Origin of the sequence: Saccharothrix carnea, from assembly GCF_003014735.1 — a bacterium.
In the GTDB taxonomy this organism is placed as follows: domain Bacteria; phylum Actinomycetota; class Actinomycetes; order Mycobacteriales; family Pseudonocardiaceae; genus Actinosynnema; species Actinosynnema carneum.
The window spans coordinates 221198-245783 of sequence record NZ_PYAX01000009.1; the positions used below are offsets into that span (position 1 = coordinate 221198).

At 72.0% G+C, this 24586-nt stretch carries 21 protein-coding genes and 1 pseudogene; 10 read left to right on the forward strand and 12 right to left on the reverse strand.

All coding sequences use genetic code 11. The annotated features are described in order from the left end of the window. The first annotated feature begins 7 nt into the window (after window positions 1-7). The 3 genes and pseudogenes from B0I31_RS26405 to B0I31_RS42005 form a co-directional block, all read left to right on the forward strand. On the forward strand, window positions 8-718 hold the full coding sequence (locus B0I31_RS26405; protein ID WP_106618084.1) for a protein DA1: 711 nt from the start codon (window positions 8-10) through the stop codon (window positions 716-718). A 57-nt stretch (window positions 719-775) separates the two neighbouring features. After that, window positions 776-1486 carry an NUDIX hydrolase gene (locus tag B0I31_RS26410; protein WP_106618085.1) on the forward strand — a complete coding sequence of 237 codons (711 nt, stop codon included), beginning with the start codon at window positions 776-778 and terminating at the stop codon, window positions 1484-1486. A 93-nt stretch (window positions 1487-1579) separates the two neighbouring features. After that, a pseudogene (locus tag B0I31_RS42005) lies at window positions 1580-1957 on the forward strand (NUDIX domain-containing protein); the annotation flags it as partial. Window positions 1958-2027: 70 nt separating this feature from the next. On the opposite strand, the gene B0I31_RS26420 reads toward B0I31_RS42005, so the two are convergent. Next, a complete protein-coding gene (locus tag B0I31_RS26420) occupies window positions 2028-2747 on the reverse strand; it encodes an NUDIX hydrolase (RefSeq protein WP_106618247.1) in 720 nt (239 codons plus the stop codon). A 265-nt stretch (window positions 2748-3012) separates the two neighbouring features. On the opposite strand from B0I31_RS26420, the gene B0I31_RS26425 reads away from it, so the two are divergent. The 4 genes from B0I31_RS26425 (at window position 3013) to B0I31_RS26445 (ending at window position 8570) form a co-directional block, all read left to right on the forward strand. Continuing rightward, the gene (locus tag B0I31_RS26425; protein ID WP_106618086.1) at window positions 3013-3921 is read left to right on the forward strand and encodes a 5'-methylthioadenosine/S-adenosylhomocysteine nucleosidase family protein; all 909 of its coding nucleotides are present in this window, start codon (window positions 3013-3015) and stop codon (window positions 3919-3921) included. After that, window positions 3918-6062, forward strand: coding sequence for a hypothetical protein (locus tag B0I31_RS26430; RefSeq protein WP_146173955.1), 2145 nt, complete (start codon window positions 3918-3920; stop codon window positions 6060-6062). Before B0I31_RS26425 ends, B0I31_RS26430 begins: the two co-directional genes overlap by 4 nt. A gap of 42 nt (window positions 6063-6104) precedes the next feature. Then, window positions 6105-7538 carry a hypothetical protein gene (locus tag B0I31_RS40805; protein ID WP_181320395.1) on the forward strand — a complete coding sequence of 478 codons (1434 nt, stop codon included), beginning with the start codon at window positions 6105-6107 and terminating at the stop codon, window positions 7536-7538. A gap of 219 nt (window positions 7539-7757) precedes the next feature. After that, the gene (locus B0I31_RS26445; protein ID WP_106618090.1) at window positions 7758-8570 is read left to right on the forward strand and encodes a class I SAM-dependent methyltransferase; all 813 of its coding nucleotides are present in this window, start codon (window positions 7758-7760) and stop codon (window positions 8568-8570) included. 9 nt (window positions 8571-8579) lie between these two features. On the opposite strand, the gene B0I31_RS26450 is transcribed toward B0I31_RS26445, so the two are convergent. The 4 genes from B0I31_RS26450 to B0I31_RS26465 form a co-directional block, all read right to left on the reverse strand. Then, entirely contained in the window at window positions 8580-9587 is a 1008-nt protein-coding gene (locus tag B0I31_RS26450) for a methyltransferase (protein WP_106618091.1), read from the reverse strand. Window positions 9588-9657: 70 nt separating this feature from the next. Further along, entirely contained in the window at window positions 9658-10365 is a 708-nt protein-coding gene (locus B0I31_RS26455; protein WP_106618092.1) for a winged helix-turn-helix transcriptional regulator, read from the reverse strand. A 128-nt stretch (window positions 10366-10493) separates the two neighbouring features. Further along, window positions 10494-10796 (reverse strand): hypothetical protein, encoded by a 303-nt coding sequence (locus B0I31_RS26460; RefSeq protein ID WP_198932858.1) that lies wholly within the window; start codon window positions 10794-10796, stop codon window positions 10494-10496. 85 nt (window positions 10797-10881) lie between these two features. After that, window positions 10882-12267: an MFS transporter gene (locus tag B0I31_RS26465; RefSeq protein ID WP_181320397.1), complete on the reverse strand. Its 1386-nt coding sequence runs from the start codon at window positions 12265-12267 to the stop codon at window positions 10882-10884. Window positions 12268-12492: 225 nt separating this feature from the next. On the opposite strand from B0I31_RS26465, the gene B0I31_RS26470 reads away from it, so the two are divergent. After that, window positions 12493-13158: a winged helix-turn-helix transcriptional regulator gene (locus B0I31_RS26470; RefSeq protein WP_106618094.1), complete on the forward strand. Its 666-nt coding sequence runs from the start codon at window positions 12493-12495 to the stop codon at window positions 13156-13158. An 84-nt stretch (window positions 13159-13242) separates the two neighbouring features. On the opposite strand, the gene B0I31_RS26475 is transcribed toward B0I31_RS26470, so the two are convergent. The 3 genes from B0I31_RS26475 to B0I31_RS26485 all read right to left on the reverse strand — a co-directional run bounded on the left by B0I31_RS26475 (window position 13243) and on the right by B0I31_RS26485 (window position 16801). Further along, window positions 13243-13728 (reverse strand): nitroreductase family deazaflavin-dependent oxidoreductase, encoded by a 486-nt coding sequence (locus B0I31_RS26475; RefSeq protein ID WP_106618095.1) that lies wholly within the window; start codon window positions 13726-13728, stop codon window positions 13243-13245. After that, window positions 13704-15038 (reverse strand): FAD-dependent oxidoreductase, encoded by a 1335-nt coding sequence (locus B0I31_RS26480; RefSeq protein WP_106618248.1) that lies wholly within the window; start codon window positions 15036-15038, stop codon window positions 13704-13706. The genes B0I31_RS26475 and B0I31_RS26480 overlap by 25 nt, the downstream gene beginning before the upstream one ends. A 182-nt stretch (window positions 15039-15220) precedes the next feature. Then, complete coding sequence (locus B0I31_RS26485) at window positions 15221-16801, reverse strand: GMC family oxidoreductase (protein ID WP_106618096.1); 1581 nt, start codon at window positions 16799-16801, stop codon at window positions 15221-15223. Window positions 16802-16988: 187 nt separating this feature from the next. Between B0I31_RS26485 and B0I31_RS26490 the strand changes: the two genes are divergently transcribed. Beyond that, entirely contained in the window at window positions 16989-18155 is a 1167-nt protein-coding gene (locus tag B0I31_RS26490; protein WP_106618097.1) for an epoxide hydrolase family protein, read from the forward strand. Window positions 18156-18347: 192 nt separating this feature from the next. Here B0I31_RS26490 and B0I31_RS26495 read toward each other — a convergent pair whose 3' ends face one another. The 4 genes from B0I31_RS26495 to B0I31_RS26510 form a co-directional block, all read right to left on the reverse strand. Continuing rightward, on the reverse strand, window positions 18348-19730 hold the full coding sequence (locus B0I31_RS26495; RefSeq protein ID WP_106618098.1) for an aminotransferase family protein: 1383 nt from the start codon (window positions 19728-19730) through the stop codon (window positions 18348-18350). Window positions 19731-19885: 155 nt separating this feature from the next. Further along, window positions 19886-21490, reverse strand: a complete 1605-nt coding sequence (locus B0I31_RS26500) for a DHA2 family efflux MFS transporter permease subunit (RefSeq protein ID WP_181320399.1) — start codon at window positions 21488-21490, stop codon at window positions 19886-19888. Window position 21491: 1 nt separating this feature from the next. Continuing rightward, a complete protein-coding gene (locus B0I31_RS26505) occupies window positions 21492-22469 on the reverse strand; it encodes a carboxymuconolactone decarboxylase family protein (RefSeq protein ID WP_106618100.1) in 978 nt (325 codons plus the stop codon). A 10-nt stretch (window positions 22470-22479) separates the two neighbouring features. After that, the gene (locus B0I31_RS26510) at window positions 22480-23886 is read right to left on the reverse strand and encodes an MFS transporter (protein WP_245950440.1); all 1407 of its coding nucleotides are present in this window, start codon (window positions 23884-23886) and stop codon (window positions 22480-22482) included. A 158-nt stretch (window positions 23887-24044) separates the two neighbouring features. On the opposite strand from B0I31_RS26510, the gene B0I31_RS26515 reads away from it, so the two are divergent. Beyond that, window positions 24045-24428 carry an SgcJ/EcaC family oxidoreductase gene (locus B0I31_RS26515; protein WP_245950442.1) on the forward strand — a complete coding sequence of 128 codons (384 nt, stop codon included), beginning with the start codon at window positions 24045-24047 and terminating at the stop codon, window positions 24426-24428. The last annotated feature ends 158 nt before the right edge of the window (window positions 24429-24586 follow it).

Sequence of the window (24586 nt, forward strand, 5' to 3'; positions counted from 1 at the left end):
TTAGGCCATGGCCGCCGGCGACGTGTGCGTGGTGTGCGGTAACGGTTTGGGCTTCTCGTGGGCGGTGGACCACTTCGGGGAGTCGATGTGCCACGCGTGTTCCCGAGGTGCCCGCTGTTGGAGCTGCTCGGCGGCCACGGGCGGCTCCGGCGCGCGTGCCCGGAGCGTGCTCGACGACGGCAGGACCCGGTGCGGGCGCTGCTCGGCCTGGGCGGTGGACCGGCAGTCCGACGTCGGTGCGGTGGTGAGCCTGGTCCGACCACTGCTGCACTCCTACGGCATCCGGCTGCCGAACCGGGTCCGGGTCGAACTGACCTCCCCCGACCAGCTCGGCAGGCACGCCGGCACGTCGGTGCACGGCTTGACCAGCGTCGTGCGCAGCGGGGGGACGAGCCAGGTGGCGCGCATGCGGGTGATGTCCGGGATGCCCGCCACGCAGTTCGGCCAGGTGCTCGCGCACGAGATGGGCCACGCCTGGCTCGCGCTCTGCCCCGGCGCGGGCATCCGGAGCGCTCGTGACGAGGAAGGGCTCTGCGAGCTCGTCGCGAGCTGGTGGCTGCGCCACCGCGGCGGCCGACTGGCCCGGTACTACCTGGACAACCTGTCGTCGAACCCCGACCCGGTCTACGGCGACGGTTACCGCGAGGTGGAGCGGCGCGCGTCCGCACGGCCACCGCACGAGATCGTGAAGCTGGTGACGGCGACCGGCCGGATCTAGGGCGTGTATCGAAGTCCACGACCTGATGTCGAGCCGACAAGAAGTTACGCTGCACCGGTGTCACCGCAGCGCCGCGCACGGCAGAAGGTCACCGTCACCGCCGACCTCGTCATCCTCACCATCCGCGCCGACCGGCTGAACGTCCTGCTGGTCGAGCGGGCGAACGAGCCGTTCGCCGGAAAGCCCGCGTTGCCCGGCGGGTTCCTGCGCGGCCGGGAGAGCCTGGACGAGACCGCGGCGCGGGAGCTGGCCGAGGAGACCGGGATGGACGCGGCCCGCCTGCACCTGGAGCAGATCGGCGTCTACTCCGACCCCGACCGCGATCCCCGCGACCCCCGGGTCATCACCTGCGCGTACCTGGCCATCGCGCCCGACCTGCCGCTGCCGACCGCGGGGTCCGACGCGCGGGCGGCGCGCTGGGTGCCGGTGGCCGAGGCCGAGCGCGTGCGGCTCGCGTTCGACCACGGCGACATCCTGCGCGACGGTGTCGAGCTGGCGCGCGACAAGCTGCAGTTCACCACCGTGGCCACGGCCTTCTGCGGCGACGAGTTCACCATCGGCGACCTGCGCGCGGTGTACGAGGCCGTGTGGGGCGTGGCGCTGGACAAGCCGAACTTCCACCGCAAGGTCACCGACGCGGACGGGTTCGTCGTCGCGACGGGTGGCAAGCGGCCCACGGCGGGCGGTCGACCGGCCGCGCTCTACCGGGCCGGCGGGGCGACGGTGTTGTCACCACCGATGATGCGGTCGCGCCGGACGGGGGAGTGACCCTCTTAAGGTCAAGATGACAATTGGCTTGGTTGAGCGGCTCTAGGGTCGCGAGTAGTTGATGTCACGCTGACAATAAGCTACGCTGGTGTCATGACTGATGATGTCGGACGTCGGCGCGTCGGATCCGATCTCGCCGCCGACGTGGTGCTGTTCGCGGGGGCGAGCGGGGTTCTCTCGCTCCTCGCGGTCGAACGGGCCAAGCAGCCGTTCCAGGACTGCCTGGCGTTACCGGGCGGCTTCGTGGAGGCGGGCGAGGAACCGCGTGCGGCGGCCGCGCGGGAACTGGAGGAGGAGACCGGCGTGAGGGTGCCGCGAGCCGGGTTGGCCGAGGTCGGGTGCTACGACGAACCCGGTCGTGACCCGCGCGGGCGGGTCGTCAGCGTCGTCTACCGCTACTACGTGGAGCGAGCGCCCCGGGTCACGGCCGCGAGTGACGCCCGCGCCGCCCGGTGGGTCCCGCTGGACGAGTTCCTCGCTCCCGGCGCGGACGTGGCGTTCGACCACCGCGACATCGTCGGCGACGCGGTGGTGGCGTGGCTCAGCGGCGGCCGGTCCTCGACGGGGTGCGCAGGATCGCCGGGTGCAGGACCTCCGCCGGGCCACGCCGGAAGAGCGCGGCCGGTCGACCACCACGGGACGTGCGACCACCGGTGGGCACCAGGAACCCGGCCACGCTGGTGACCTTGCGGTGGAAGTTGCGCGGGTCGAGTTCCTCGCCCCACACGATCTCGTACACCTGGCGGAGGTCGCTCACGGTGAACTCGGGCGGGCAGAACGCGGCGGCGAGCGTCGTGTACTCCAGTTTGCTCCGGGCCCGTTCCACCGCGTCGGCCAGGATCTTCTTGTGGTCGAACGCCAACCTGCTCCGCTTGCGCAGGACCGCGTCGACCGGGACCCAGTTCGCGTCGGCCGCGTCGCCGCCCGCGGTCGGTGACGGCAGACCGGGCACGAAAGCCAGGTAGCACACCGTGATGACGCGGCGGCGCGGGTCGCGGTCGGGCGCGCCGTAGGTCCGGAGCTGTTCGAGGTGCAGCGATTCGGGGGAGAGGCCGGTCTCCTCGGTCAACTCGCGGAACGCGGCGGCCTCGACGTCCTCGGCTTCGTGGGCGAGGAACCCGCCGGGCAAGGCCGGCATACCGGCGAACGGCTCGATCCCGCGTTCGACGAGCACGACCTTCAACGCGCCGGAACGCACGGTGAGGATCGCGAGGTCGACGGCGACGGCGACCTCGGGGATCGTCCAGGCTTCCTCAGGCATGGCCGCCTGTGCCGACCGGTCGTCCATCCACATGGAACATGGTAACCGCAATTCTCGGGGTTCCACCCGCTCACCGTTATCGTCGGTTTGACGCGAACAACGCGGGTGGGCTAGCGTCCGCGATGCCGCATCGGCGTTCCCCTCACCTGGTCAACGCATCTCGTGGTGTGCCGTCGCGGGCTCGATCGACCGGCGAGCGCGTGAGCTCGCCACCGCTCATCACTTCTCCCGAAGAACGTCACCCGGACCGCGATGGAGTGGACCGATGATCGTGATATTGACCGCGCTGCCCGTGGAGTACGACGCGGTGCGCGCACACCTGACCGACCTGCGGACGCACCGCCACGGTGCCGGAACCCTGTTCGACACCGGCTTCCTGGCGTCACACCCGACCTGCCGGATCGCCCTCGCGGCGACCGGCATGGGCAACTTGTCGGCGGCGACGCTCACCGAGCGCGCCGTCGTCGAGTTCGCCCCCGCGGCGATGCTGTTCGTCGGCATCGCGGGCGGGCTGCGGGACCGGCTCGACATCGGCGACGTCGTCGTCGGGACCCGCGTCTACGCCTACCAGGGCGGGCGGAGCGACGACACGGGGTTTCGCGCCCGTCCCCGCGCCTGGGACGTCTCGCACCGGATCGAACAGGTCGCCGGTCGGGTATCCCGGGAAGACCGGTGGTTCCGCGCGTCGCCCGACCGGGACGGGGAGGCGGTCCCGGCAGTCCACTTCGGACCGATCGCCGCCGGTGAGGTCCTGCTGGACTCGCGCCGGTCCGACACCGCGAAGCAGATCGACGACCACTACAACGACGCCGTCGCCGTGGAGATGGAGAGCGCCGGGTTCGCCCTGGCCGGGCACCTCAACAACGGCATCCCGACCGCGACCATCCGGGCGATCAGCGACCACGCGGACGGGCACAAGTACGAAGCGGACGATGCCGGCTCGCAGGTGCTGGCGGCCCGCAACGCGGCGGCGTTCGCCGTGGCCGTGGCGGGGACGCTGGACCGTTACGACGCCGAGCAGCGCGACTCCGGCAAGCCCGACGAGCACGACGCGCCGTACGCCCGGCTGTCCAACCAGAACATCGCCCGCGACCACGCCCACGTCGACCGGCAGGTCGGCTTCGACTTCGGAGCGGGCTTCCCGAGCGCGTTCCGGAACGGGGATGACCGATGAACACGCCACCGCCACCGCCGTGGGCACCTCAGATGGACAACCGGAACGTCGCCGGGGACCACTCGTTCGTGGGCAAGCAGGTCGGCTTCGACCTGCGCGGCTCGACGCTGCACTCCCACAACACGACCTACCACGTCAACAGGGACGACCCGCCCGAGTGGCGCTTCAAGGTGGCGCTCAGCCACCTCAACGGCGGTGTGCCGCGTGAGGCGGAGAAGCTGTTGCGCGAACTGGTCCTCAGTGGACGCGGGACGAGCCGGATGGTCTACTACTACGCGCTGTCCGTGGTGAGCGAACGATCGCTCAACGAGGTCGACCCGTCGGTGATCGAGAACTTCGACACCGCCCTGCACGTCGCGCGGAACTTCCCGGTCGTCGATGCCTGGAGGGTGGCGCTGGACGTGGTGCGCGAGCTGATGTCGTGCATCTGGCGCCAGGCGTCGGTGGGCCAGCTCGACGCCGACTCGCTCCAGCGGGTGCTCAACCGCGTCGGCGGCCTGCCCGGCGAGCGGCAGAAGGAGATCACGCGGCACCTCAACTCCGTGCTGGGCGGCGCGATCCAGGACCACCTCGCCGCCGTCGACGCCCAGCGCATCCTCTTCGAGCGGCGGGAACCCGACCGCGTCGGGCGGGCCTGGAAGTTCTTCGAGCCCGAGCCCGCGCAACCGCGTCGCCTGCTGTACTCGTCCCCACCGGTCGGCGCCTCCGCTTGGGCGAAGCTGGCCGGGGGTGGGCTCCTGGTCGCGATGGGCCTGCTGACCCTGTTCGGCAGCCCGGGGGTGTTCGGTGCGCTGCTGCCGCTGCTGCTCACGATCGCGGGCGGCTACCTGACCGTCCGCTTCGGCGTGGCACGCGCGGTGCAGTCCGCCCGGCTGGTGCGCAAGGAGGCCGAGCACGGGTTCCCGTACGTCCCCCAGCCGGTCGAGTCGCCGGGGCACTGGGTGCCGACCGACTGGGTCCGCGGCGTCCACGAGCAGGTCGAGGCGGGGTTCCGCGACCGCCGCCCCCACGTGGCGGGTGACTGGTCCGGCGGCACCGCGGGGCTGCGGGAACACCTCAAGGGCAGGCTCGTCGCGGCGTACGGCAACGCCCAGGTCAGTCCGGCGTCGCTGAACTGGCTGATCCGCTGGCACGCCGACCAGGCCGTGTCCCGGTGGCGCGCGGGCACGTTCCTCGACTACCGCGAAGCGCTGCGGCCGAGCACGTTGCCCGTCGTCCTGTTCCGCGTCGGCGTGGCGCTCGCGGTGGTCGGCCCCCTCGTCCTGGCCGGCCGGGGGATGGTCGGCGTAGCGCTGCTGTTGGGAGCCGGCGCGTACCTGGGCCTGCGGACCGCGATCGCGGTCCTGACCACGCGCCAGGTCGTCGGCGATCTCACGGCGGCGGAGGATGCCCTCTCCCAGAGCGAGCAGGAGGCCTACACGGCGTGGCTCCAGGTGCTCGCCGACCGCCCGGACGACGAGGAGATGGCGACCTGGCTCGCGCTGGACAAGTCCTACCTCAAGACCGTGGCCCTCGAACGGGCCGGCCTGACCAACCGCGACCTCATCGACCACGTCGTGATGACCCAGGGTGCGCCGGACGCGCGGCGGGCCCGCGTGCCGCGCGGTCCCGTCCGCTACTCCGAGTACGTGGTGCTGATCTTCCTGCTCACCAGGAGCGGGGTCCGCGAGATCGAGGTCGACCTGAACTTCCTCGACGGCAGTGTCCGCGACGAGCGTCGGACCTCGTTCCGGTACGAGGCCCTGGCGTCGGCCAAGGTGGCGGAGGCGGGCACGCGCGTGGCCAACGGGGAGCGGAACGTCGTCCAGGTGACCGAGCAGCTCCAGCCCCTCGACGTCGGCAGGTTGCGCAGCCGGCAGTTCGCCCTGACGCTCAACAGCGGCGAGGTCATCACGGCGGTCGTGGAGAACTTCCAGGGCCTGGTCGACCCGGCGTTGGAGGACCCGGCCGAGCTGGTCAAGCTCGCCATGGACACCTCCGGGGTCACCTCGGCGCTGCGCACGCTCGAAGCCGTCGCCGCCGAGGGGCGCGACTGGGTCGCGCTGGAGCAGGAGCGGCGCAAGCAGCGCCTCAAGGACGGGGCGGAGCGCAACGGTGGCCTGGGCGTCCCGGGCGGTGGTTTCGCCGCACTGGAGGGGTGAGCCGCGGATCCCGTCCTGAACCCGTTGGTGGAGGTGGGCACGGTGGAGCCGGTTGCCGTCGATGTCCGGTGGTTGGTCCTGGCGTTGCTGTGCGCGGGTGCCGTGGTGGCGTGGCGCCGCCGGCTGGACCGGGGCGCGGTGACCCGCCGGCCACCGCGCGGTCTGGAAGCGCACCGGGTCTTGGTGCACCGGGTGGCGGGCAGGCGGGCCCGTTACCTCGGGATCGTCACCGGTGACATCAGGCGGGTGAACTTCGCCGAGGTGTGGGTCAACCCGGAGAACACGGCGATGCAGATGGCCAGGGTCGACGACTTCTCGGTGTCGGGCATCGTCCGGTACGAGGGTGCGCGGCGCGACCGCACGGGCCGGGTCGTCCAGGACCACATCGCGGACGAACTCGCGCGGGCGCTGGCCGGGCACGACGGTGTGCCCGGCGGGACCGCGATCATGACGGGCGCGGGTGGGCTGGCGGCCAAGGGGGTCCGCCGCGTGGTGCACGTGGCGGCCGTCCACGGCGAGCCGGGTTCGGGGTTCCGGCAGATCCCCGAGGTGGGGCGTTGCCTGACCAACGCGCTCGCGCTCGTCGGTCGCGGCGACCCCCGGCCACCGAAGTCGGTCCTGGTGCCGCTGCTCGGCGCCGGAACCGGGGGAGGGGCCGCGCGCCCGACCGCGGACTCGCTGGTGGACGCCGCGATCGACCACTTCAGGACGGTGCCGGACACCCCGGTGGAGATCGTGTACCTCCTGGCTTACACGGACGCGGAGTTCGACGCGTGTGTGGCCTCCTGCAAGGCGCACGGCCTGGTGCCGATCGCCGACGCCGAGCGTCGTGACCTCCTCGAACCGGTGCCCACGGGTGAGCACGAGGCGTGGGAGCCTGCCGCGCCGCGCACGCTGCACACCGGTTTCGTGGTCGACGTCGTCGACTTCGGCGGACGTCCGGCCTTGGCGCGGGAGGTGGTCCAGGACCGCCTCGCGAACCTCGTCCGCTCCGCGTTGGACGACGTGGGGATCGGGTTGCCGGCGACGACGCACCAGTGGACCGGTGACGGTGTCGCGGTGGTGCTGCCCGGCGACGTGGACCCGACCCGGGTCACCGGCGCGCTACCGCGCTCGTTGCTGCGTCGGCTGGAAGTGGACAACGCCGTCCACGCGGACCGGCTCCGGCTGAGGGTGGCGTTCGGCGTCGGCCTGGTCGCGGTGGCCCCGACGGGGTTCGGCGGCTCGATGGTCCTGGAGCTCTCGCGGCTGGTCGACTCACGGGTGCTGCGCGATGCCGTGCGGGCGAACCCGGAGGCACCGCTCGCCGTCCTGATCTCCGAGCACCTGCACGCCTACGTCGTACGGCCGGGCTACGTGCGGCTGCCCGGGCCGGACCTGGAGCGGGTCGAGGTGGTGGAGAAGGAGTTCAGCCAACCGGCGTGGCTGTGGGTGCCCGTCCGGCCGGGTCCGCTCGCGCGCGTCGAGCGGGAGTAGCACCGGGATGGGCGGGCGGCACGGCTTGCGGTGGCGCAGGCGGGTCAGGCGGCTTGGAGGAGGTCGCGGGGGAAGGTGACACCGGTCAGCTCTTCGGAGACCGTCCACAGGCGGCGGCCGTGGCGAGCACCCCGGTGTCGGAGGTGACGCGTGCCGGCGCGGGCTCGCGCCGGCGCGTCAGGCCCGCGATCTTCAGCGGCAGCGGTTATCGTGCCGGCCATGTCGACTGGGTCGCGAAACGAGGAAACCCGGCGGGCGTTCGACGCCGCCGCGACGGACTTCACCGCGCTGGGCCGCTACCTGTGGAGCCCGATCGGCGAGGCGACGGTGGCGGCCGTGGGCCCGCGGCCCGGTGACCGCGTCCTCGACGCCTGTTGCGGCACCGGGGCTTCGGCCGTGCCCGCCGCACGGCTGGTCGGGCCGGACGGTGTCGTGGACGCCGTCGACGTGTCGGGTCCGATGGTCGAGGAGCTGCGCGCGAACGCGGCCGGGCTGCCGCAGCTGCACGCGCACCAGGCCGACGTCACCGCTTGGGGTGGTCGCGGCTACGACGTGGTCGTGTCGGCGCTGGGCATCTTCTTCTTCCCCGACATGACCGCCGGCACGCGGAGCCTGATCGGCACGGCGCGGCCGGGCGGGCGGGTCGCCTTCACCATCTGGCGGGGTGACTCGATGGTCGCCGCCGGTCGGCACCTGAGGCAGGCGGTCGCCGCGGCCACCGCCACCGAGCCCGCACCGGAGCGGAAGCCGCACCTGCTCGACGAGATCAACCAGGCGGAGCCGTACGCCGGGTGGCTGACCGGGCTCGGGCTGTCCGACGTGGACGTGGAGGTCAAGGAGCTCCGGCTGACCATGACACCGGAGGTCGCCTGGCTGGTGGTCCTCGGGTCCGGCTTCCGGGGTGCCCTGGCCACGCTCGCGCCGGAGACCGTCGACTCGGTGCGCGAGCTGTACCTGTCGTCGTTGCGGGAGGCGGGCATCGGTGAACTCGACGCCACCACGTTGATCGGGGTCGGCACGGCGCCCCGCTGAGCGACGTGGTCAGCGGCTTCCGGAGAGCTGGAACTCCAGCAGGCAGCGGTGGCCGGTCAACTCGGTGACGGAGTCGAGGACGAGGTCGTGCGCCGCGCCGAGCGCGCGGAACTCGTCGAGGCGGCGCTCGCGGCCACCGAAGATCACCAGCATGGTCAGGTCGCTCTCGCTGTCGGCCCGCAGGCCGCCGACCCCTTCGACGACCAGGATCCGCCCGTCCGGCCGCGCGGCCTCCGCGCACCGGCCCAGGATGCGGTGCGCGTGGTCGTCGTCCCAGTTGTGGAGGATGTCGAACAGCAGGTAGGCGTCCGCCCCGGCAGGGAGCGGGTCGAAGAAGCTCCCCGCCGTGACCCGCGCCCGCGCGTCGAGACCGTGAGCGCTGAACGTGCGGCGGGCCTCGGCGGCGGTCCGGTCGAGGTCGACCAGGTGGCCGCGCACGTCGGGGTGGGCGGCCAGGATCGCGGCGAGCAGACTGCCCGCGCCACCGCCCACGTCCACGATCGTGGCGAAGCGGGACCAGTCGACGCCCGCGACGATCCGCGGGACCTGGTCGCGGAACCGGCGGGTCATCTGCCGGTCGAAGGACTCCCGCAGCTGCGGGTGGTCGTCCAGGTCGGTGTAGAAGTCACGGCCGTAGCGGCGCGGGTAGGCCGCCTCGCCGGTGCGGACGCTGTGGACGAGGTCGACGTAGGCCAGTTCGGCGCGACCGCCGGCGGTGTCCAGGTGCAGCAGGTCGGCCAGGCGGTTGTCGGCGTCGGCGCGGAGGTGCTCGCCGAACGCCGTCGTCCGGTAGCCGGTGGGGCCGGGCTCGACGATGCCGAGGGTCGAGAGGTGGTGCAGCAAGAGGCCGAGCGCGACCGGGTCGACGTCCAGCTCGACCGCGAGGTTCTCGGTGGCGGCGCCGTCGCCGTGCAGCCGGTCCGGCAGGCCCAGGGTCACCGCGACCCGCAGCGCCATCGGCGTGGCCAGCCCGGCGAGGCGGTGGATCGTGTCCGCGTCGCTGTCATTCCGCTCCATGGAAACACCGTGCCACGCACGTCAAACGCGATTGGCGCCCGTGCGACTCCGCGGTCGACCGGCACGAGGTCTACGCGACCGGGACGGCGTCTTCCTTGTTGTCGTCTTCCCTGTGGTCGACCACGGCCGGTTCGGGCGGGACCAGCACCGCGAGCAGCCGGACGAACCCGTCGCGGTCGCCCCGCACGGCGATCTCGCCCGCCGCTTCGGCGTCTTCCAACCGCCGGGTGCCCCACACGACTTCGTGCAGCGACCCGGGATCGGTCACGACCACCGCGTCCGCGCCCGCGGCGTCGCCCCGGTCCACGTCGATGGCGCTGTCGGACACCGCGACCCGGAACCCGTCACCACCGACCCGCAGGAACACGTCGACGGCGAGCCCGGCGGCCAGCCGCGGTTCGAACAGGCTCTTGAACGCCAGCATCACGGCATCGGCGCCGATGGCGGCGTGCCGGTCGAGCACGGGCGACCGCCCGCCCCACCGGCCGAACCCGACGATCACCGGCTCCAGCTCGCGGCCCCAGGCGGTCAGGTCGTACACCCGCGTCGACGCGGGCCGCGGCAGCCTGCGCCGCCGGACCACGCCGGAGTGCTCCAACTGCCGCAGTCGCTGCGACAGCACGTCCGGGCTCGCGCCCGGTATCCCGCTGCGCAGGTCGGTGAACCTCTTGGGACCGAACAACAGCTCGCGGACCACCAGCAGTGCCCACCGCTCGCCGACGAGGTCGAGCGCGTGGGCGGCCGCACAACTCTCCTCGTACTTGCGCTTGCTCGCCACGGGTACACCTGCCCAGGGTGAGAACGGTCTTGCGAAATCGCCCGGGTGGCCCGGGCGGTGGTGCGGAACGGTCGGCCCGCCTCACCCGGCGCGTGCCGAGGCGGGCCGACGTCCGCGCTCGGCCCGTGCTACCCGGCGAACCGGTAGGAACCGACGAGCGTCGCGTCGCTGAACGACGGCGGGCCGCCGACGCGGTCACCGAAGCCCTTCTGGAAGTCGGCGAACGCGGCGATGTCGTCGAGCGGGTTGTCGTCGGTCTCGTGGATGACGACGTGCACGAAGGTCACGCCGTCCGCGAGCCGGAAGGTGGCGTACCGCATGCCGCCCGGGTCCTGGGCGTTGAGCTCGGTGAAGATCCGCTCGACCAGCTCCTGGTTCTCGTCGGCCGTCTCCGTGCTCTTGGCGGTGTACTGGATCACGTGCGTGCTCATGTCGTTCCTCTCGGTGGTGATCTGACGGGAAGCCGCGCGGGTGGGCCGTGCCCCGGTCCACCCGCGCGACTCCGGGCGGCGGACGTCAGTCCTTCTTGGACGCCAACGCCGCCTCCGCGCCCGCGTCCGCTCCCGCCGGGTCGGGGGTCTTCCCGGGGAGCAGGAACGCGGCGAGCAGGCCCAGCACCGCGAACACCGTGGCGACCAGGAACGCGGACTGCAGGCCTTCGGTGAGGGCGATCTTGGGATCGTCGGTCGCGAAGCCCTTCGAGACGGACAGGGCGACCGACGTGACGATCGCGATGCCCAGGGCGCTGCCGATGTTGAACGAGGTGTCCACCAGACCCGCGGCCAGGCCGGACTCCTCCTCGGCGACACCGTCGAGGGCGGCGATCTGCGACGCGACGAACGCCGCGCCCATGCCGGGGCCGAAGATCAGCATGCCCCAGAACAGGTCACCCCAGAACGTGCCGTTGGCCGACACGGTGATCAGCAGACCGGTGCCGACCGCGATCAGCAGCAGCGCGGGAACGCCGATCGGGCGCAGGCCCAGCTTGGTGACCGCCGCCTGGCCCGCGAACGCGCCGACGATGGACATGACGGTCATGACGGCGCTGGTGAGGCCGAACTGCAGCGCCGAGTAGTCCAGCACGTCCTGCACGTAGAGCGTCAGCGGGAACAGCATGCCGTCGACGGTGAGGCCGACCGCGAAGATCGTCAGGTTGCCCGCCGTGAGGGTGCCCAGCTTGAAGATCCGCAGCGGCACCAGCGGCGCGGCCGAGCGGGACTCGATCACGATGAACAGCGCCATCAGCACGGCCGCGGCGACCAGCTGGACGATGGTGCCGGTGCTGCCCCAGCCGACCTCGGGCGCGTTGATGATCGCGTAGATCAGCAGCACGAGCGAGGCGGTGACGGTGATGGCGCCCGCCACGTCGAACTTGCGGACCTCGACCCGCTCCTTGGACTCGCTGATCAGGGCCGGCACGAGCAGGAAGATCGCGATGCCGACCGGCACGTTGATGAAGAAGATCCACTCCCAGCTGATGCCGGAGGTGATGACGCCGCCGAGCAGCAGGCCCGCCGTGGCGCCGATGCCGCCCAGCGCACCCCACACGCCCAGCGCCTGGTTGCGCTCGGCGGGGTCGCGGAAGACGGACACGACGATCGACAGCGCCGTGGGAGCCATGATCGCGGCCGAGATGCCCTGGATCACGCGGCCGGTGATGAGCACCCCGCCGTCCCAGGCGATACCGCACAGCAGCGACGAGAGCACGAACAGGGCCGTGCCCGCGAGGAAGACCCCTCGGCGTCCCATGAGGTCGGCGACACGGCCGAAGAACAGCATGAGGCCGCCGAAGGTGATCACATAGCCGGTGAGCACCCACTGCACGCCGGCGACGTCGAAGTTCAGGTCATCCTGTATGGACGGAATCGCCGTGAGGACGATCGTCGCGTCCAAGATCACCATGAAGAACGCCGTACCGAGCAAGGCCAGCGCTTTCCAGCGGCGCGGATCCGGCGGTTCGACCGAGTCTGGCGTCGGTGATGGCTGGTCGCTCCGTTGACTGGACATCCGCTCTCCTAGGACTGGTCGGTCCTGAAAACAACTCGTTCGGTCGCACCCTACTAGCATCTAGTCCTAAAACACAACCACGGACGGCGTCCAGAGGACTTCCGCTGGTAGAGTGGGGTCATGGCGACCAAGCGCAAGTACGACGACGGGTGCGCGACCGCTCACGCCCTCGACTTGGTGGGGGAGCGCTGGGCGTTGTTGATCGTGCGCGAGCTGCTGTTCGGACCGAAGCGGTTCACCGACCTGCGGACCGGCATGCCGGGGGCGAGCCCCAACGTGCTGTCGCACCGGCTGCGTGAGCTGGAGGAGTTCGGCGTGGTGCGGCGCCGCAAGCTGCCGCCGCCCGCCGCCGCCTGGGTCTACGAGCTGACGGAGTGGGGCCAGGAGCTGGAGCCCGTCATCACCTCGCTCGGGCGCTGGGGCGGCCGGTCGACGTCGCTGCGGCACGACGCCGCGATCAGCGTCGACTCGCTGATGCTGGCGCTGAAGACGCTGTTCGACCCCAGTCGCGCCGACGGCTTCACCGCCGACCTGGTGCTGCGCCTGGGCGAGGACTCGTTCCGGGTGCAGCTGTCGGCGGACCGGATCTGGATCATGCGCGGCGACCTGGACCACCCGCAGGCGGTCATCGAGACCGACCCGGTGACGCTCAACGCGCTGATCTGGAGCGGGCGCGGGCTGTCCGAGGCGATCGAGCAGGGGGACATCAAGCTCACCGGCAACCGGGAACGCGTCGAGCGCTTCCTCGGTCTGTTCCCGCTGCCCGAGCCCGCCGTGGTCGCCTGACCCCTCGCCGTGGTCGCCTGACCTGGAACGATCAAGAACCAGCAAGCGTCCTCGCCCCACGGGCGAGGACGCTTGCTGATCTTCTCAGGCTTTCACCGGGGTGAGGCGGAACAGCCGCGCGCGCCGGCCGGAGCGCGCGGCGTACGTGTCGTAGACCGGTGCGGCGCCGCTGCGGAAGAGCTCCGCGCGGGCCGCGCCGACGTCGCCGTCGTCGGTCAGCAACTCGGCCACGACGGGCACCACCCGGCCGCGGAACGTCACCTCGGCGCGTGGTTCGTGCAGCAGGTTCGTGCTCCACGCCGGGTGCCGCTCGCGGCCCCAGTTGCTGCCCACCACGTACCAGCCGCCCTGGTGCGGGAAGCACAGCAACGGCACCCGCCGCGGCAGCCCGCTGCGCCGTCCCGTGGTCGTCAGCACCAGCGAGGTGAACATCATCTCGCTCGGGATCACCCGGCCGCCCGTCAGCCGCGAGACCAGCAGGTCCAGCCGAGGCAGGACGCGCGGGCCGACGCGGGCGAACGGGCGGCTGCGGGCGACGGCCCGGATCAGGGGGTGGACTCGGCGGGCCACCGGGTGCTCCCCTCCGCGGCGGGCGCGGCAGGCGGCTTGCCCGCCCGGAGCACCCGCAACATCGTGGCCGGCTTCATCAGCGCGGGCGCCGAGTCGATCAGGCCCGCCACGCGCAGGAACGCGTTCGACAGGTTCGGATCGCGCGGCGCGCCCGCCTGGAGCCGTGCCAGGTAGGCGTTGACGAAGCGCACCTTCGCCGTCCGCTTCCCCTCCACCCCCGGGAACGACAGGTCGCCGGTCGCGGCGATCTCCCACGGGTTGTCGATCACCTTCGCGATGTCGGCGAACCACCGGCGGAACAGCGGCGCCGACCCCCGCCGCAGGTGCTCGCGCAGCTTGAGCACCTCCAGCGCGGCCACCGTCATGCCCTGCGCGTACACCGGGTTGAAGCTGGTCGCGCCGTCGCCGAGCACCAGCATCCCGGCCGGGAACCGGGTCAGCTTCTCGTAGTGGCGCCGCACGCTCGCCGGGTACCGGATGGCGGTCGGCGAGTCGATGCGCTCCGCGTCGCGCACCCACTCGTGGATCTCCGGGATGGGCAGCGTCTTGGCGTAGGCCAGGAAGCCCTCCTGGTCGGTCGGCGGCTGGTCGCCCAGGATGCCGGTCAGCGACAGCTGGTACCGCCCGCACGCGCGGGAGAACACCGCGCCGCGCGGGTGGCTCGGCGTGGCCACCGGGATGCACGCCACGTCGTCGCCCAGCAGGTCCTCGGGCAGCCGGTAGTGCTGGGTCACGTAGCTGAGCCCGATCTTGATCTTCTCCTCGGGCGCGCGCTCGTAGCCCAGCTCCTCCAGCCACGCCGGGGTCCGCGAGCCGCGGCCGGTCGTGTCGAGCACCAGGTCCGCCTCGACCACCTCGGTGGTGTCTCCGTCCTGCGCCTGCACCCGCACGCCGGTGACCCGGGCGCGGTCCGGTGTGGTGACCAGGCCGAGGATGTCGGTGCGGTCCCGGAAGACCACGCCCGGCAGCGCCGCGGTCCGGCTGCGCACGTGACCTTCGAGCAGGGGGCGCACCAAGGACACAGTGGACAGTCCGGTGTGGACCTTGGCGATCTGCTTGCCGTTGAAGAACCAGCGCATGTTGCCGCCGAGGTCACCGATGGGCATGCCCAGGCCGACCAGCTCGTCGGTCACCCCGGGGTACAGCTCCTCCAGGACGCGCAGGCCGCGTGCGAGCAGCGCGTGGGCGTGCCCGCCCTGGCGCACGCTGTTGCGCGGTGTCCCGCTCACCTCCGACAGGTCGTCGCGGTCGACCACGACCACTTCGCCGTAGAACTCGGCGAGCACCCTCGCCGTCAGCAGACCCGCCATGCTCGCGCCGAGCACCACGGCGCGTTGACCCACGTCGGCCACGACACCACTCCTCACCGGGAAGGTTCGAACTCGGAGGCATCCGGACGGCGCTGCCCCGACCCGCCACGGGGACAGCGCCGTCCGGCTTCAATCGGCCGCACGGGCCCGCTCCGGCCCGGGTGCGGCGTGGAAACGCGGCTTCAGGCGGTCGCGGCGGCGACGGCGACCGGGGCGGGCGCCTGCCGGCCGAGGATCAGGTCGGCGGCCTTCTCGGCGATGGCGATCGTGGGCGCGTTGGTGTTGCCGCGGACCACGGTCGGCATCACGGAGGCGTCCACCACCCGCAGGCCCTCGACGCCCTGCACGCGCAGCTCCGCGTCCACCACGGTGCCCATCGCGCACGTGCCCGCCGGGTGGTACATCGTCTGCGTCGCCCGCCGGACGTGCTCGCGCAGGTCCGCGTCGGACTCGGAGGCAGGCGCGCCCACGTGCCGCTCGGTGTAGGGCGACAGCGCCCGCTGCCGCGAGATCTCCAGACCCCGGCGCACGCCCTCGACCATCGCGCGCATGTCGGCGTCGTCGTCGTAGTAGTTGTGCTGGACCTTCGCCTTGGCGGTGGGGTCGCCGGACGCGATGGACACGCTGCCCCGGCTGGCCGGCGTCAGCAGGCACGCGCCGAAGGAGATGGCGTGATCGGTCGGCGCGCCGAGGCCGCCGTCGGCGAACATCACCGGACCGGCGAGGAACTGCATGTCCGGCGCGGACAACCCGTCGTCGGACCGGAAGAAGCCGCCCGCCTCGCCGACGTTGGACGTCAGCGGACCGGTGCCGTGCTCCTCGAACTCCTGCCCGTACTTCGGGTCGCCCGCGATGAGCAGGCTCACCGGCTGCGAGTGGGCGAACACCAGCATCACGTGCGGGTGGTCCTGCAGGTTCTGCCCGACCAGCGGCTGGTCCAGCACGACCGGGACGTCCAGCGCCTGCAGCAGCCCCGCCGGACCGATGCCCGAGAGCTGCAGCAGCTGCGGCGAGTTGTAGGCGCCGGCGGAGATGATGACCTCGCGCTCGGCCCGGATCTCCAGCTCCTCGTCCAGGCGCGACGCGATGATGCCCGTCGCCCGGCCGCCGTCGAAGGTCACCCGGTGCACCTGGAGGTTGGTCTCCACGGTCAGGTTCGGCCGCGACATCGCCGGGTGCAGGTAGGCCACCGCGGCGCTGGACCGCCTGCCGTTGCGCTGGGTCACCTGGTACAGGCCGAACCCGTCCTGCTCGGCGGCGTTGAAGTCGTCGTTGGCCGCGTAGCCCGCCTGGAGCGCGGCGTCGACGAACGCCGTGGACATCACGTTGCGCGACCGGCTGTCCGAGACGCCCAGCGGCCCGCCGACGCCGTGGTACTCCGACGCGCCGCGCTCGTTGTCCTCGGCGCGGAGGAAGTACGGCAGCAGCTCGTCGTAGGACCAGCCCGGCTGGCCCCAGCCGTCGTAGTCGGCGCGGTTGCCGCGGATGTAGATCATCGCGTTGATCGAGCTGGAGCCGCCGAGCACCCGTCCGCGCGGCAGGTAGATCCGGCGACCGTTGAGGTTCGGCTCGTCGTGCGTGTCGAGGTCCCAGTCCAGCCGGGTGCGGAAGAGCCTGCCGAACGCGGAGGGCACGTGCACGTTCTGGGAGGTGTCCGCCGGTCCCGCCTCGACCAGGAGGACTTTGACGTCCGGGTCCTCGGACAAGCGCGCCGCGAGCACGCATCCCGCCGAACCGGCACCGACGATCACGTAGTCGTACATCCGCTTCTCCTCTTCCGGGGACTGCCGCAAAGAATGGCGAAACACCCCGGTGGGAAACATCTTCAAAAATGCGCCAAGTGGCCGTTACTTCAAAAGTGCGGAGTTGCGACAAATGCCGGATCGCGGCTGTCCCCGCGCCGACCGGTCTCGCTAGCGTGGAGTCCCCCGGACCGAGAGGCGCACGCGCATGCAACCTTTCCGCATCGAGATCCCGCAGGCCGACCTGGACGACCTGAACCGCAGGCTGGACAACACCCGGTGGCCGGACGAGGTGCCCGGCGCGGACTGGGCGCGCGGCGTGCCGGTCGGCTACCTGAAGGACCTGGCCGGGTACTGGCGCGACGGCTTCGACTGGCGGTCCGTCGAGGCGCGGCTCAACGAGCTGCCCCAGTTCACCACCGAGATCGACGGCGCGAACATCCACTTCGTGCACGTCCGCTCACCCGAGCCCGACGCCACGCCGCTGCTGATCACGCACGGCTGGCCGGGGTCGTTCGTCGAGTTCCTGGACGTCATCGGGCCGCTCACGGACCCGCGGGCGCACGGCGGCGACCCGGCCGACGCCTTCCACCTCGTCATCCCGTCCCTGCCCGGCTTCGGGTTCTCCGGTCCGACCGGCGCGGCCGGCTGGGACGTGGACCGCGTGGCCAGGGCGTGGCAGGTGCTGATGGCGGACCTGGGCTACGACCGGTACGTCGCGCAGGGCGCCGACTGGGGCAAGCTCGTGACGCTGGAGCTGGGCCGCATCGACCCCGAGCACGTGGCGGGCGTGCACCTGAACATGCTGGTGACGTTCCCGCCGCCGGACCCGGCGGAGATGGCGGGCCTGAGCGAGTCCGACATGGGCAGGCTCGGCAAGCTGCTGTACTTCGACCTGGAGGGGTCGGGGTACATGAAGATCCAGGCCACCCGGCCGCAGACGCTGGCGTACGGCCTCACGGACTCGCCGGTGGGCCAGCTGGCGTGGATCGTCGAGAAGTACATGGAGTGGACCGACTCGCAGCTGTCGCCGGAGGACGCGGTCGACCGGGACCGGATGCTGGCGATCGTGACGATCTTCTGGCTCACGGCGACGGCGGGCTCGTCGGCGCAGCTGTACTACGAGTCGACCGACCGGACGAACCAGAACGTGGCCGCCCGCTGGGCGGGTCCGTGGCCGCTGACGGTGCCGGCGGGCGTGGCGGTGTTCCCGCACGACCCGGCTCCGCCGATCCGCCGGTTCGCCGACCGGATCCTGCCGACCATCACGCACTGGTCGGAGTTCGAGCGCGGCGGCCACTTCGCCGCGTTCGAGGAGCCCGACCTGTTCGTGGGTGACGTGCGCGCTTTCGCCCGTTCGCTCAAGCAGGGCTGAGGCACCGAGTACCGAGGACGCCGCCGGTAGCACGATCACCGGCGGCGTCCTCGCGCGTCCGGGGCAGGGTTCCCGGCCGGCGCGCGTCCAGGGGCAGGTGGCCCGTCACGGCAAGCCCCACACGACGAGAGGTCCCGCCCGGAGCACCGGGCGGGACCTCTCGAACTCTCGGACCGAACGGGAACCGCGGTGTCAGCGCGGCGCGACCTGGCCGTCCGCGCCCAGGCGGGACAGCACCTCGATGGTCGCCTCGGCCGTCCGCCGCACCTGGTCCTCGCCGATCACCAGCGGCGGGGACATGACGATGACGTTGCCGTACGGGCGCACGATCACGTTGTGCTCGCGGCGCACCGCGTCGGCGACGCCCTCGGCCACGATCGGGATGCCCATCGGCTGCTTGGTCTCCTTCGAGACCACCAGCTCGATGCCGACCGTCGCGCCGACCACGCGCACGTCGCCGACCTGCGGCAGGTCGATGGCGGGCGCGAGCGAGCTCTTGAACCACTCGCCGACGGTCAACGCGCGGCTGACCAGGTTCTCCTTCTCGATGATCTCGAGGTTGGCCAGCGCCACGGCCGCCGCCACGGGGTGGCCCGCGTAGGTGTAGCCGTGGAAGAAGCCCTCGTTGCTGGTGACGACCTCGGCGATGGCGTCGCTCATCAGCAGGCCGCCCATCGGGATGTAGCCGCTGGTCAGGCCCTTCGCGATGGTGATCATGTCGGGCTGCATGCCGCGCGGCGCCGAGTCGAACCACGAGCCCGTGCGGCCGAAGCCGGTCACGACCTCGTCCGCGATGAGCAGGATGCCGTTGCGGCTGAGCACCTCGCGCACCCGGGGCCAGTAGTCGGCCGGCGGCTCGTGGACGCCGCCGCCCGCCATCACGGGCTCACCGATCATCGCGGCGATGTTGCCCGCCCCGATGCGCTCGATCGTGGCCTCGAGCTCGGCGATCAGGGCGTCGGTGACGTCACCGCCGCCGTACATCTCGTGGTGGTAGGGCCACACCGGCGACAGCTTCTCCACGTTCGGCAGGTTCGGGCCGACGTAGGTCTGCATCATCTCGAAGCCGGTCGCCGTGCCGCTGCCGTAGGACGCGCCGTGGTAGCCGAAGTGCCGGGCCAGGATCCACGTGCGGTCCGGCTCGCCGCGGCGGTTGTGGTACAGGCGGGCGGACTTGATGGCCGACTCGACGCTGTCCGAGCCGCCGGAGGTGAGGAACACCCGGTCGATGCCCTCGGGCGAGAGCTGGTTGAGCCGGTACGCCAGCTCGATCGCCTTGTCGTTGGAGTAGTCGAAGAAGCCGGTGTAGTACTCCAGCGTCGCGATCTGCTCGGCCGCCGCGTCGGCCAGCTCGCGGCGGCCGTGGCCGACCTGGGACAGCCAGTTGCCACCACCGGTGGCGTCGATGAGCTCGTTGCCGGCAGCGTCCCAGACCAGGGCACCGTCACCGCGGACGATCACCACCCGGTCGTTGCGGTCCATCCGCTGGTGCGGGTGCACCAGGAACTTCCGGTCGAGACCTGCCAGCTCGGTAGCGGACGCGGACTGCGTCGGCAACGCGGAAGAGATCGTCACAGTCACTGTTCCTAACGTGAGAGCGGAAAAATCATCGGTGGACAATCGAGCGGACGTGCGACTCGACTACGCGCCGTCACTTACTCGATGAATCTAGCCAGGAGCGGGCCCCGCGCCCTTCTCCGAGAATGCGCATTCTGGGTTTGGCGGAGAATTCATCGCCGAACCGACGGAATCGGCGCCGCGGCGGCGGCGCGCCGGGTCCTGAGCCCGAGGGCCAGCAGCCCGCCGAACGCGATGGCGCCCGCCGCGACGGCCAGCGCCGGTCGGCTCGCGGCCACGAAGGCGGTCCCGAACGCCTCCCGCGCCAGGGCGCCGAACTGCTCCGCCTGGTCCGGTGGGAGGTCGGCGGGTACCTCGACACCGCCCTGCTGACCGGCGCCGAGCCGCAGCCCGTGCGCGGCGGCCTCCTCGACCGCGTCGAGGAACCGGGGCCGGACGTCCTCGGGCAGCCGGGTGGACAGCACCGCGGTCTCCTCCCGCAGCGCCGCCACCAGCCGGTTCTGCAGCACCGCGCCGACGACCGCCGCACCGAGCGCGGCCCCGGTCTGCCGCGCGGTGTTGAGCACGCCGGAGGCGATGCCGACGCGTTCGGGCGGGATGCCGCGCATGGCCTCGGTGGTGGCGGGTGCCAGCGCGAGCCCCATCCCGAAGCCGACGAGCAGCATCGGCACGACGAACGTGGCGGGCGTCGACGTGGCGTCGGGTACGAACGCCACCCCGAGCACCCCGGCCGCGTAGAGCGCCATGCCGGCGGTCAGGGGTATTCGGCCCCCGATCCGGTCGGCCAGCCGCCCGCCGACCGGTGCGACGGCGCTCAACGCGATCGTCCACGGCAGTGCGGTCACACCCGACATCAGCGGGCTCATGCCGAGCAGCGTCTGCGTCTCGATGACGAACACCAGCAGCAACCCGTACACCGCGAACGACGAGATCAGCGTGATGCCCGTGGCGATCGAGTAGTTGCGGTCGCGGAACAGGTCCAGCGGCACCAGCGGTTCCCGCTGCCGCCGTTCCCACAGCACGAACGCCACCGCCAGCACCGCGCTCAGCACGAGCACCGCCGGGATGCTCACCACGCCGGTGATCACGCCCCAGTCGTGCCGCTGCCCCTCGACCAGCGCGTACACCAGCGCCAGGAGCGCGCCGGTGGCGAGGACGACGCCGACCGCGTCGAACCGGTGCGGTCGGCCGGCGCGCAGGTCCGGCACGAACTTCAGCGCCAGCACCACGCCCAGCACGCCGAACGGGATGTTGAGCAGGAACACCGCCTGCCAGCCGAACGACGTGACGACCAGCCCGCCCACGGTCGGCCCGCTCACCGCCGCGACGCCCGCCACGGCGGTGAAGATCCCGAACGCCGCGCCCCGCCGTTCGGCGGGGAAGATGCCGGAGATCAACGTCAACGCCTGTGGTGTCAGCGCCGCCGCGCCGATTCCCTGGAGCACGCGCGCGCCGATGAGCAGACCGGGTGACGCGGCCAGCCCGCAGAGGACCGAGGCGACCGTGAAGACGGCGAGCCCTGCCACGAACACCGCCCGCGGTCCGACCATGTCACCGACGCGGCCGAACACGATCAGCAGCGAGGCGAACGCGAGCAGGTAGCCGTTGAGCACCCACAGCACCTCGTCGATGCCCGCGTCGATGCCCGACATGATGTCCGGGGCGGCGGTGTTGACGATCGTGGTGTCGAGGAGGATCAGGAAGTTCGCCAGGCACAGCACCGCCAGCGCACGCCATGGACGTTGCTGCTGCTGCACCTCACACCTCCGTCGCGCGGTGCAGCAACCCCGCCATCCGCCGGGCCGCGGCGAAGCTCGCCCAGGACACCAGCTCCACCAGCCGCCGGTCGTCACCGCCGAACGCGGCCACGGTGCCGTCGTCGACCTGGTAGGACGCCATCGCCACGAGCAACGCCAAGGTCGCGCCCGGCCTGTCCGCGGCGGGCAGGTCGACCACCGCCTCGGTGACCCAGGCGCGGCTCAGACCCGGCGGTGTGCCGTCCCACGCGGCTATCCGGTCCAGCACCAGCTCCCGCGCGGGCCGCGATAACGCCCGCGCCCCACCGGCGTCGAACGCCGCCGCGATCCGGCCGAGCGCGTCGCCGATGACCGGATGTCCGGACGACCAGGCCAGGTCGTCCGGCCGCGGTGCTTCCGCCAGCAGCCGCAGCGAGCTGCCCGGCGCGTGGTCCTTGCGCGCGGTCGCGCCCATGAACCTGCCCAGGAACTTGCGGGCGGGCGCGGGCGCGTTGGGCGGCAGCGGCGAGTCGCCCAGGAAGACGTTCACCACGCGGTTGAGGTAGTGGAAGGCCACCGCCACGCCGAGCAGCTCGGGGAGCTGCTCCGCCGGGAACGGCCGCACCGGACCGGCCCCGCCCGCCCACGTCTCGACGTCCTCGAACGTGGTGCTGGTGAGGCCTTCGAGCGTGGCGGTGTGGACGGTGACGCAGTAGGGACAGGTGTTCGAGCGCGACACGGCCGCCGCGACCGCCTCCTTCACCGCGCGCGACGCGTGCCCGGACGCGACCAGCGTCTCGCGCAGCAGCGACCACGTCGCGGCCAGCGCGACCGGCGCGGGGGAGTGCAGCGCGACCGGCGGCGCGAGCATCCCGAAGTCGGCCTCGACATCGGCGTACACGGCGGCCACCAGGCCGGTCGCCCCGCCCGGTCGCACCGGCTCGACGTAGCGGATCTGGTTCAGGGAACGGCGCAACGCGGTGCGGACGATCCTGCCCATCGGAAGCTCCCTAGGTGGCACGAGGTGTGACGGTCGGCACCGGACGCGCCGCGCCCGGCATCCCGAGCCCGAACGCGGAGCCCAGGAGGGCGAACGCGGCGGCGACGCCGATCGCCGGGCCGAAGCCGGCGGCGAACGCGGTGGGCGACCCCAGTCCGCCGAACGCGCCGAACACCGCGCCCAGCACCGCGATGCCGAAGACGCCGCCCAGGATGCGCAGCACCGTGAGGACGCCCGAGGCCTGCCCGATCTCCTGGGGCGCGACCGCGCTCACGATCGACTTCTGCGCGGCCGGCATCGCCATGGACACGCCGACACCGCCGATCACCAGCGGCGGCAGCATGTCGGGGTAGGTCAGGTCGGACGCGGTGATCGCGGCCAGCCACGCCATCGCCAGGCCCTGCATGAGCAGCCCGACCACCATGAACCGCCGCTCGCCCAGCCGGTCGGCGAGCGCGCCCGCGATCGGCGCGCAGACCATGAGCGTGCCGGTCCAGGGCATCAGGCGGAGCCCGGCGTCGAGCGGACCGTGGCCGAGCACCTCCTGGAAGTACTGGGCCAGCAGGAACAGCGTGCCGTACAGCGAGGCGTACAGGCAGAAGTTCGCCACGTTGGCGCTGGTGAAGGCGCGGATGGTGAAGAAGCGCATCGGCATCATGGGCGCCGGGACCCGCTGCTCGTGCCGGACGAACAGCGCGACCAGCAGCGCGCCCGCGGTCAACGAGGTGATCACCTCGACGCTCACCCAACCGGCGGAGTCGGCGCGCACCAGACCCCAGACGAGGCCGAACGCGCCGGCGGTCACCAGGAGCACGCCGAGCGGGTCGAGCTTCGTGCCGGGGCCCCGGCTGTCCGGGATGTGCCGGAGCACGAGCGGGATCACGACCGCGCAGACGGGGACGTTGACCCAGAACACCCACTGCCACGCCAGGCCCTCGGCCACGACACCGCCGACGAACGGCCCGGCGAACGTCGCCACGCCGGTGATCCCGCTGAACAGCCCGAGCGCACGGCCACGCGTCCGCGGCGGGAACGCGGTGCCGAGGATGGTCAGCGCCAGCGGCAGCACCATCGCCGCGCCCACGCCCTGGAGCGCGCGTGCGGTGATCAGCGCACCGACCCCCGTCGACAGCGCGCATGCCGCGGAGGCGAAGGCGAACAGGGTCAGCCCGGCGATGAGGACGCGTTGCCGCCCGAACCGGTCGCCCAGCGCCGCGCCGACCGGCAGCAGCACGGCGAACGCGAGGCTGTACGCGTTCAAGGTCCATTCCAGGGTGGCGAAGCTGCTGTCGAGATCGCGTTGGATCGTGGTCAGCGCGGTGGCCACCACCAGCACGTCGAGCGCGACGATGAACGACGACGCGGAGGCCAGGCCGAGGGCCCAGCGCTGTGCGGTGTCCATGCGCGGTGTGGTCACGCGTTGATGCTCTCGCCGATGGCCCCGGAAACCTTCTTCCGGACTGCTCGGCCTCGGCCGCCTCGTCGACGGCTGCGCACGCACGAAGATGGCTGGGCCCTACCACCCTTGCGACGATGGCGTGACCGAATCGCCTGAGTCACGGAAGAGGCATGCCGATGAGCGTCGCAGATGTCGTGCGGGTCCCCGAGCGGATCATCTCCGCGTGGGCGGCACAGGACCCCGACGCGTTCGCGGAGGTGTTCACCGAGAAGGGGACCCTCGTCCTGCCGAACGACGTCCTGCTCAAGGGGCGCGAGGAAGTGCGCGAGTTCATGAAGAACGCCTTCGCCGGGCCGTACGCCGGCACGCGGGTGACCGGTGCGCCGGTCGACGTGAAGGTGCTGGGCGAGGACGCGGCCGTGCTGGTCACGCAGGGCGGTGTGCTCGCGCCGGGTGAGACGGAGGTGGCGAAGGAGCGCGCGATCACCGCCACGTGGGTCGTGGCGCGGGAGGACGGCGAGTGGCGGCTCGCCGCGTACCAGAACACGCCGCGCTTCTGAGAGCTCACCGACGCGACCCCCGGCGGAACTCCGCCGGGGGTCGCGCTCGTGTGCGGCCGGCTGCGGACTCTGCCCGTCCTTCCCCGGGGAAGCGGTCAACCCGGACAAAGCGGAACCCGGCCGCGCGGGAGGACCGCGCGGCCGGGTTCGAGCCTCGA

Coding starts and splice junctions, on each gene's coding strand:
- B0I31_RS26515 (WP_245950442.1), top strand. CDS start 24,045: ATGAGCGTCGCAGATGTCGTGCGGGTCCCCGAGCGGATCATCTCCGCG.
- B0I31_RS26490 (WP_106618097.1), top strand. CDS start 16,989: ATGCAACCTTTCCGCATCGAGATCCCGCAGGCCGACCTGGACGACCTG.
- B0I31_RS26460 (WP_198932858.1), bottom strand. CDS start 10,796: ATGAGCACGCACGTGATCCAGTACACCGCCAAGAGCACGGAGACGGCC.
- B0I31_RS26430 (WP_146173955.1), top strand. CDS start 3,918: ATGAACACGCCACCGCCACCGCCGTGGGCACCTCAGATGGACAACCGG.
- B0I31_RS26480 (WP_106618248.1), bottom strand. CDS start 15,038: ATGGCGGGTCTGCTGACGGCGAGGGTGCTCGCCGAGTTCTACGGCGAA.
- B0I31_RS26505 (WP_106618100.1), bottom strand. CDS start 22,469: ATGGGCAGGATCGTCCGCACCGCGTTGCGCCGTTCCCTGAACCAGATC.
- B0I31_RS26425 (WP_106618086.1), top strand. CDS start 3,013: ATGATCGTGATATTGACCGCGCTGCCCGTGGAGTACGACGCGGTGCGC.
- B0I31_RS26405 (WP_106618084.1), top strand. CDS start 8: ATGGCCGCCGGCGACGTGTGCGTGGTGTGCGGTAACGGTTTGGGCTTC.
- B0I31_RS26465 (WP_181320397.1), bottom strand. CDS start 12,267: ATGGTGATCTTGGACGCGACGATCGTCCTCACGGCGATTCCGTCCATA.
- B0I31_RS26450 (WP_106618091.1), bottom strand. CDS start 9,587: ATGGAGCGGAATGACAGCGACGCGGACACGATCCACCGCCTCGCCGGG.
- B0I31_RS26485 (WP_106618096.1), bottom strand. CDS start 16,801: ATGTACGACTACGTGATCGTCGGTGCCGGTTCGGCGGGATGCGTGCTC.
- B0I31_RS26470 (WP_106618094.1), top strand. CDS start 12,493: ATGGCGACCAAGCGCAAGTACGACGACGGGTGCGCGACCGCTCACGCC.
- B0I31_RS26420 (WP_106618247.1), bottom strand. CDS start 2,747: ATGCCTGAGGAAGCCTGGACGATCCCCGAGGTCGCCGTCGCCGTCGAC.
- B0I31_RS26445 (WP_106618090.1), top strand. CDS start 7,758: ATGTCGACTGGGTCGCGAAACGAGGAAACCCGGCGGGCGTTCGACGCC.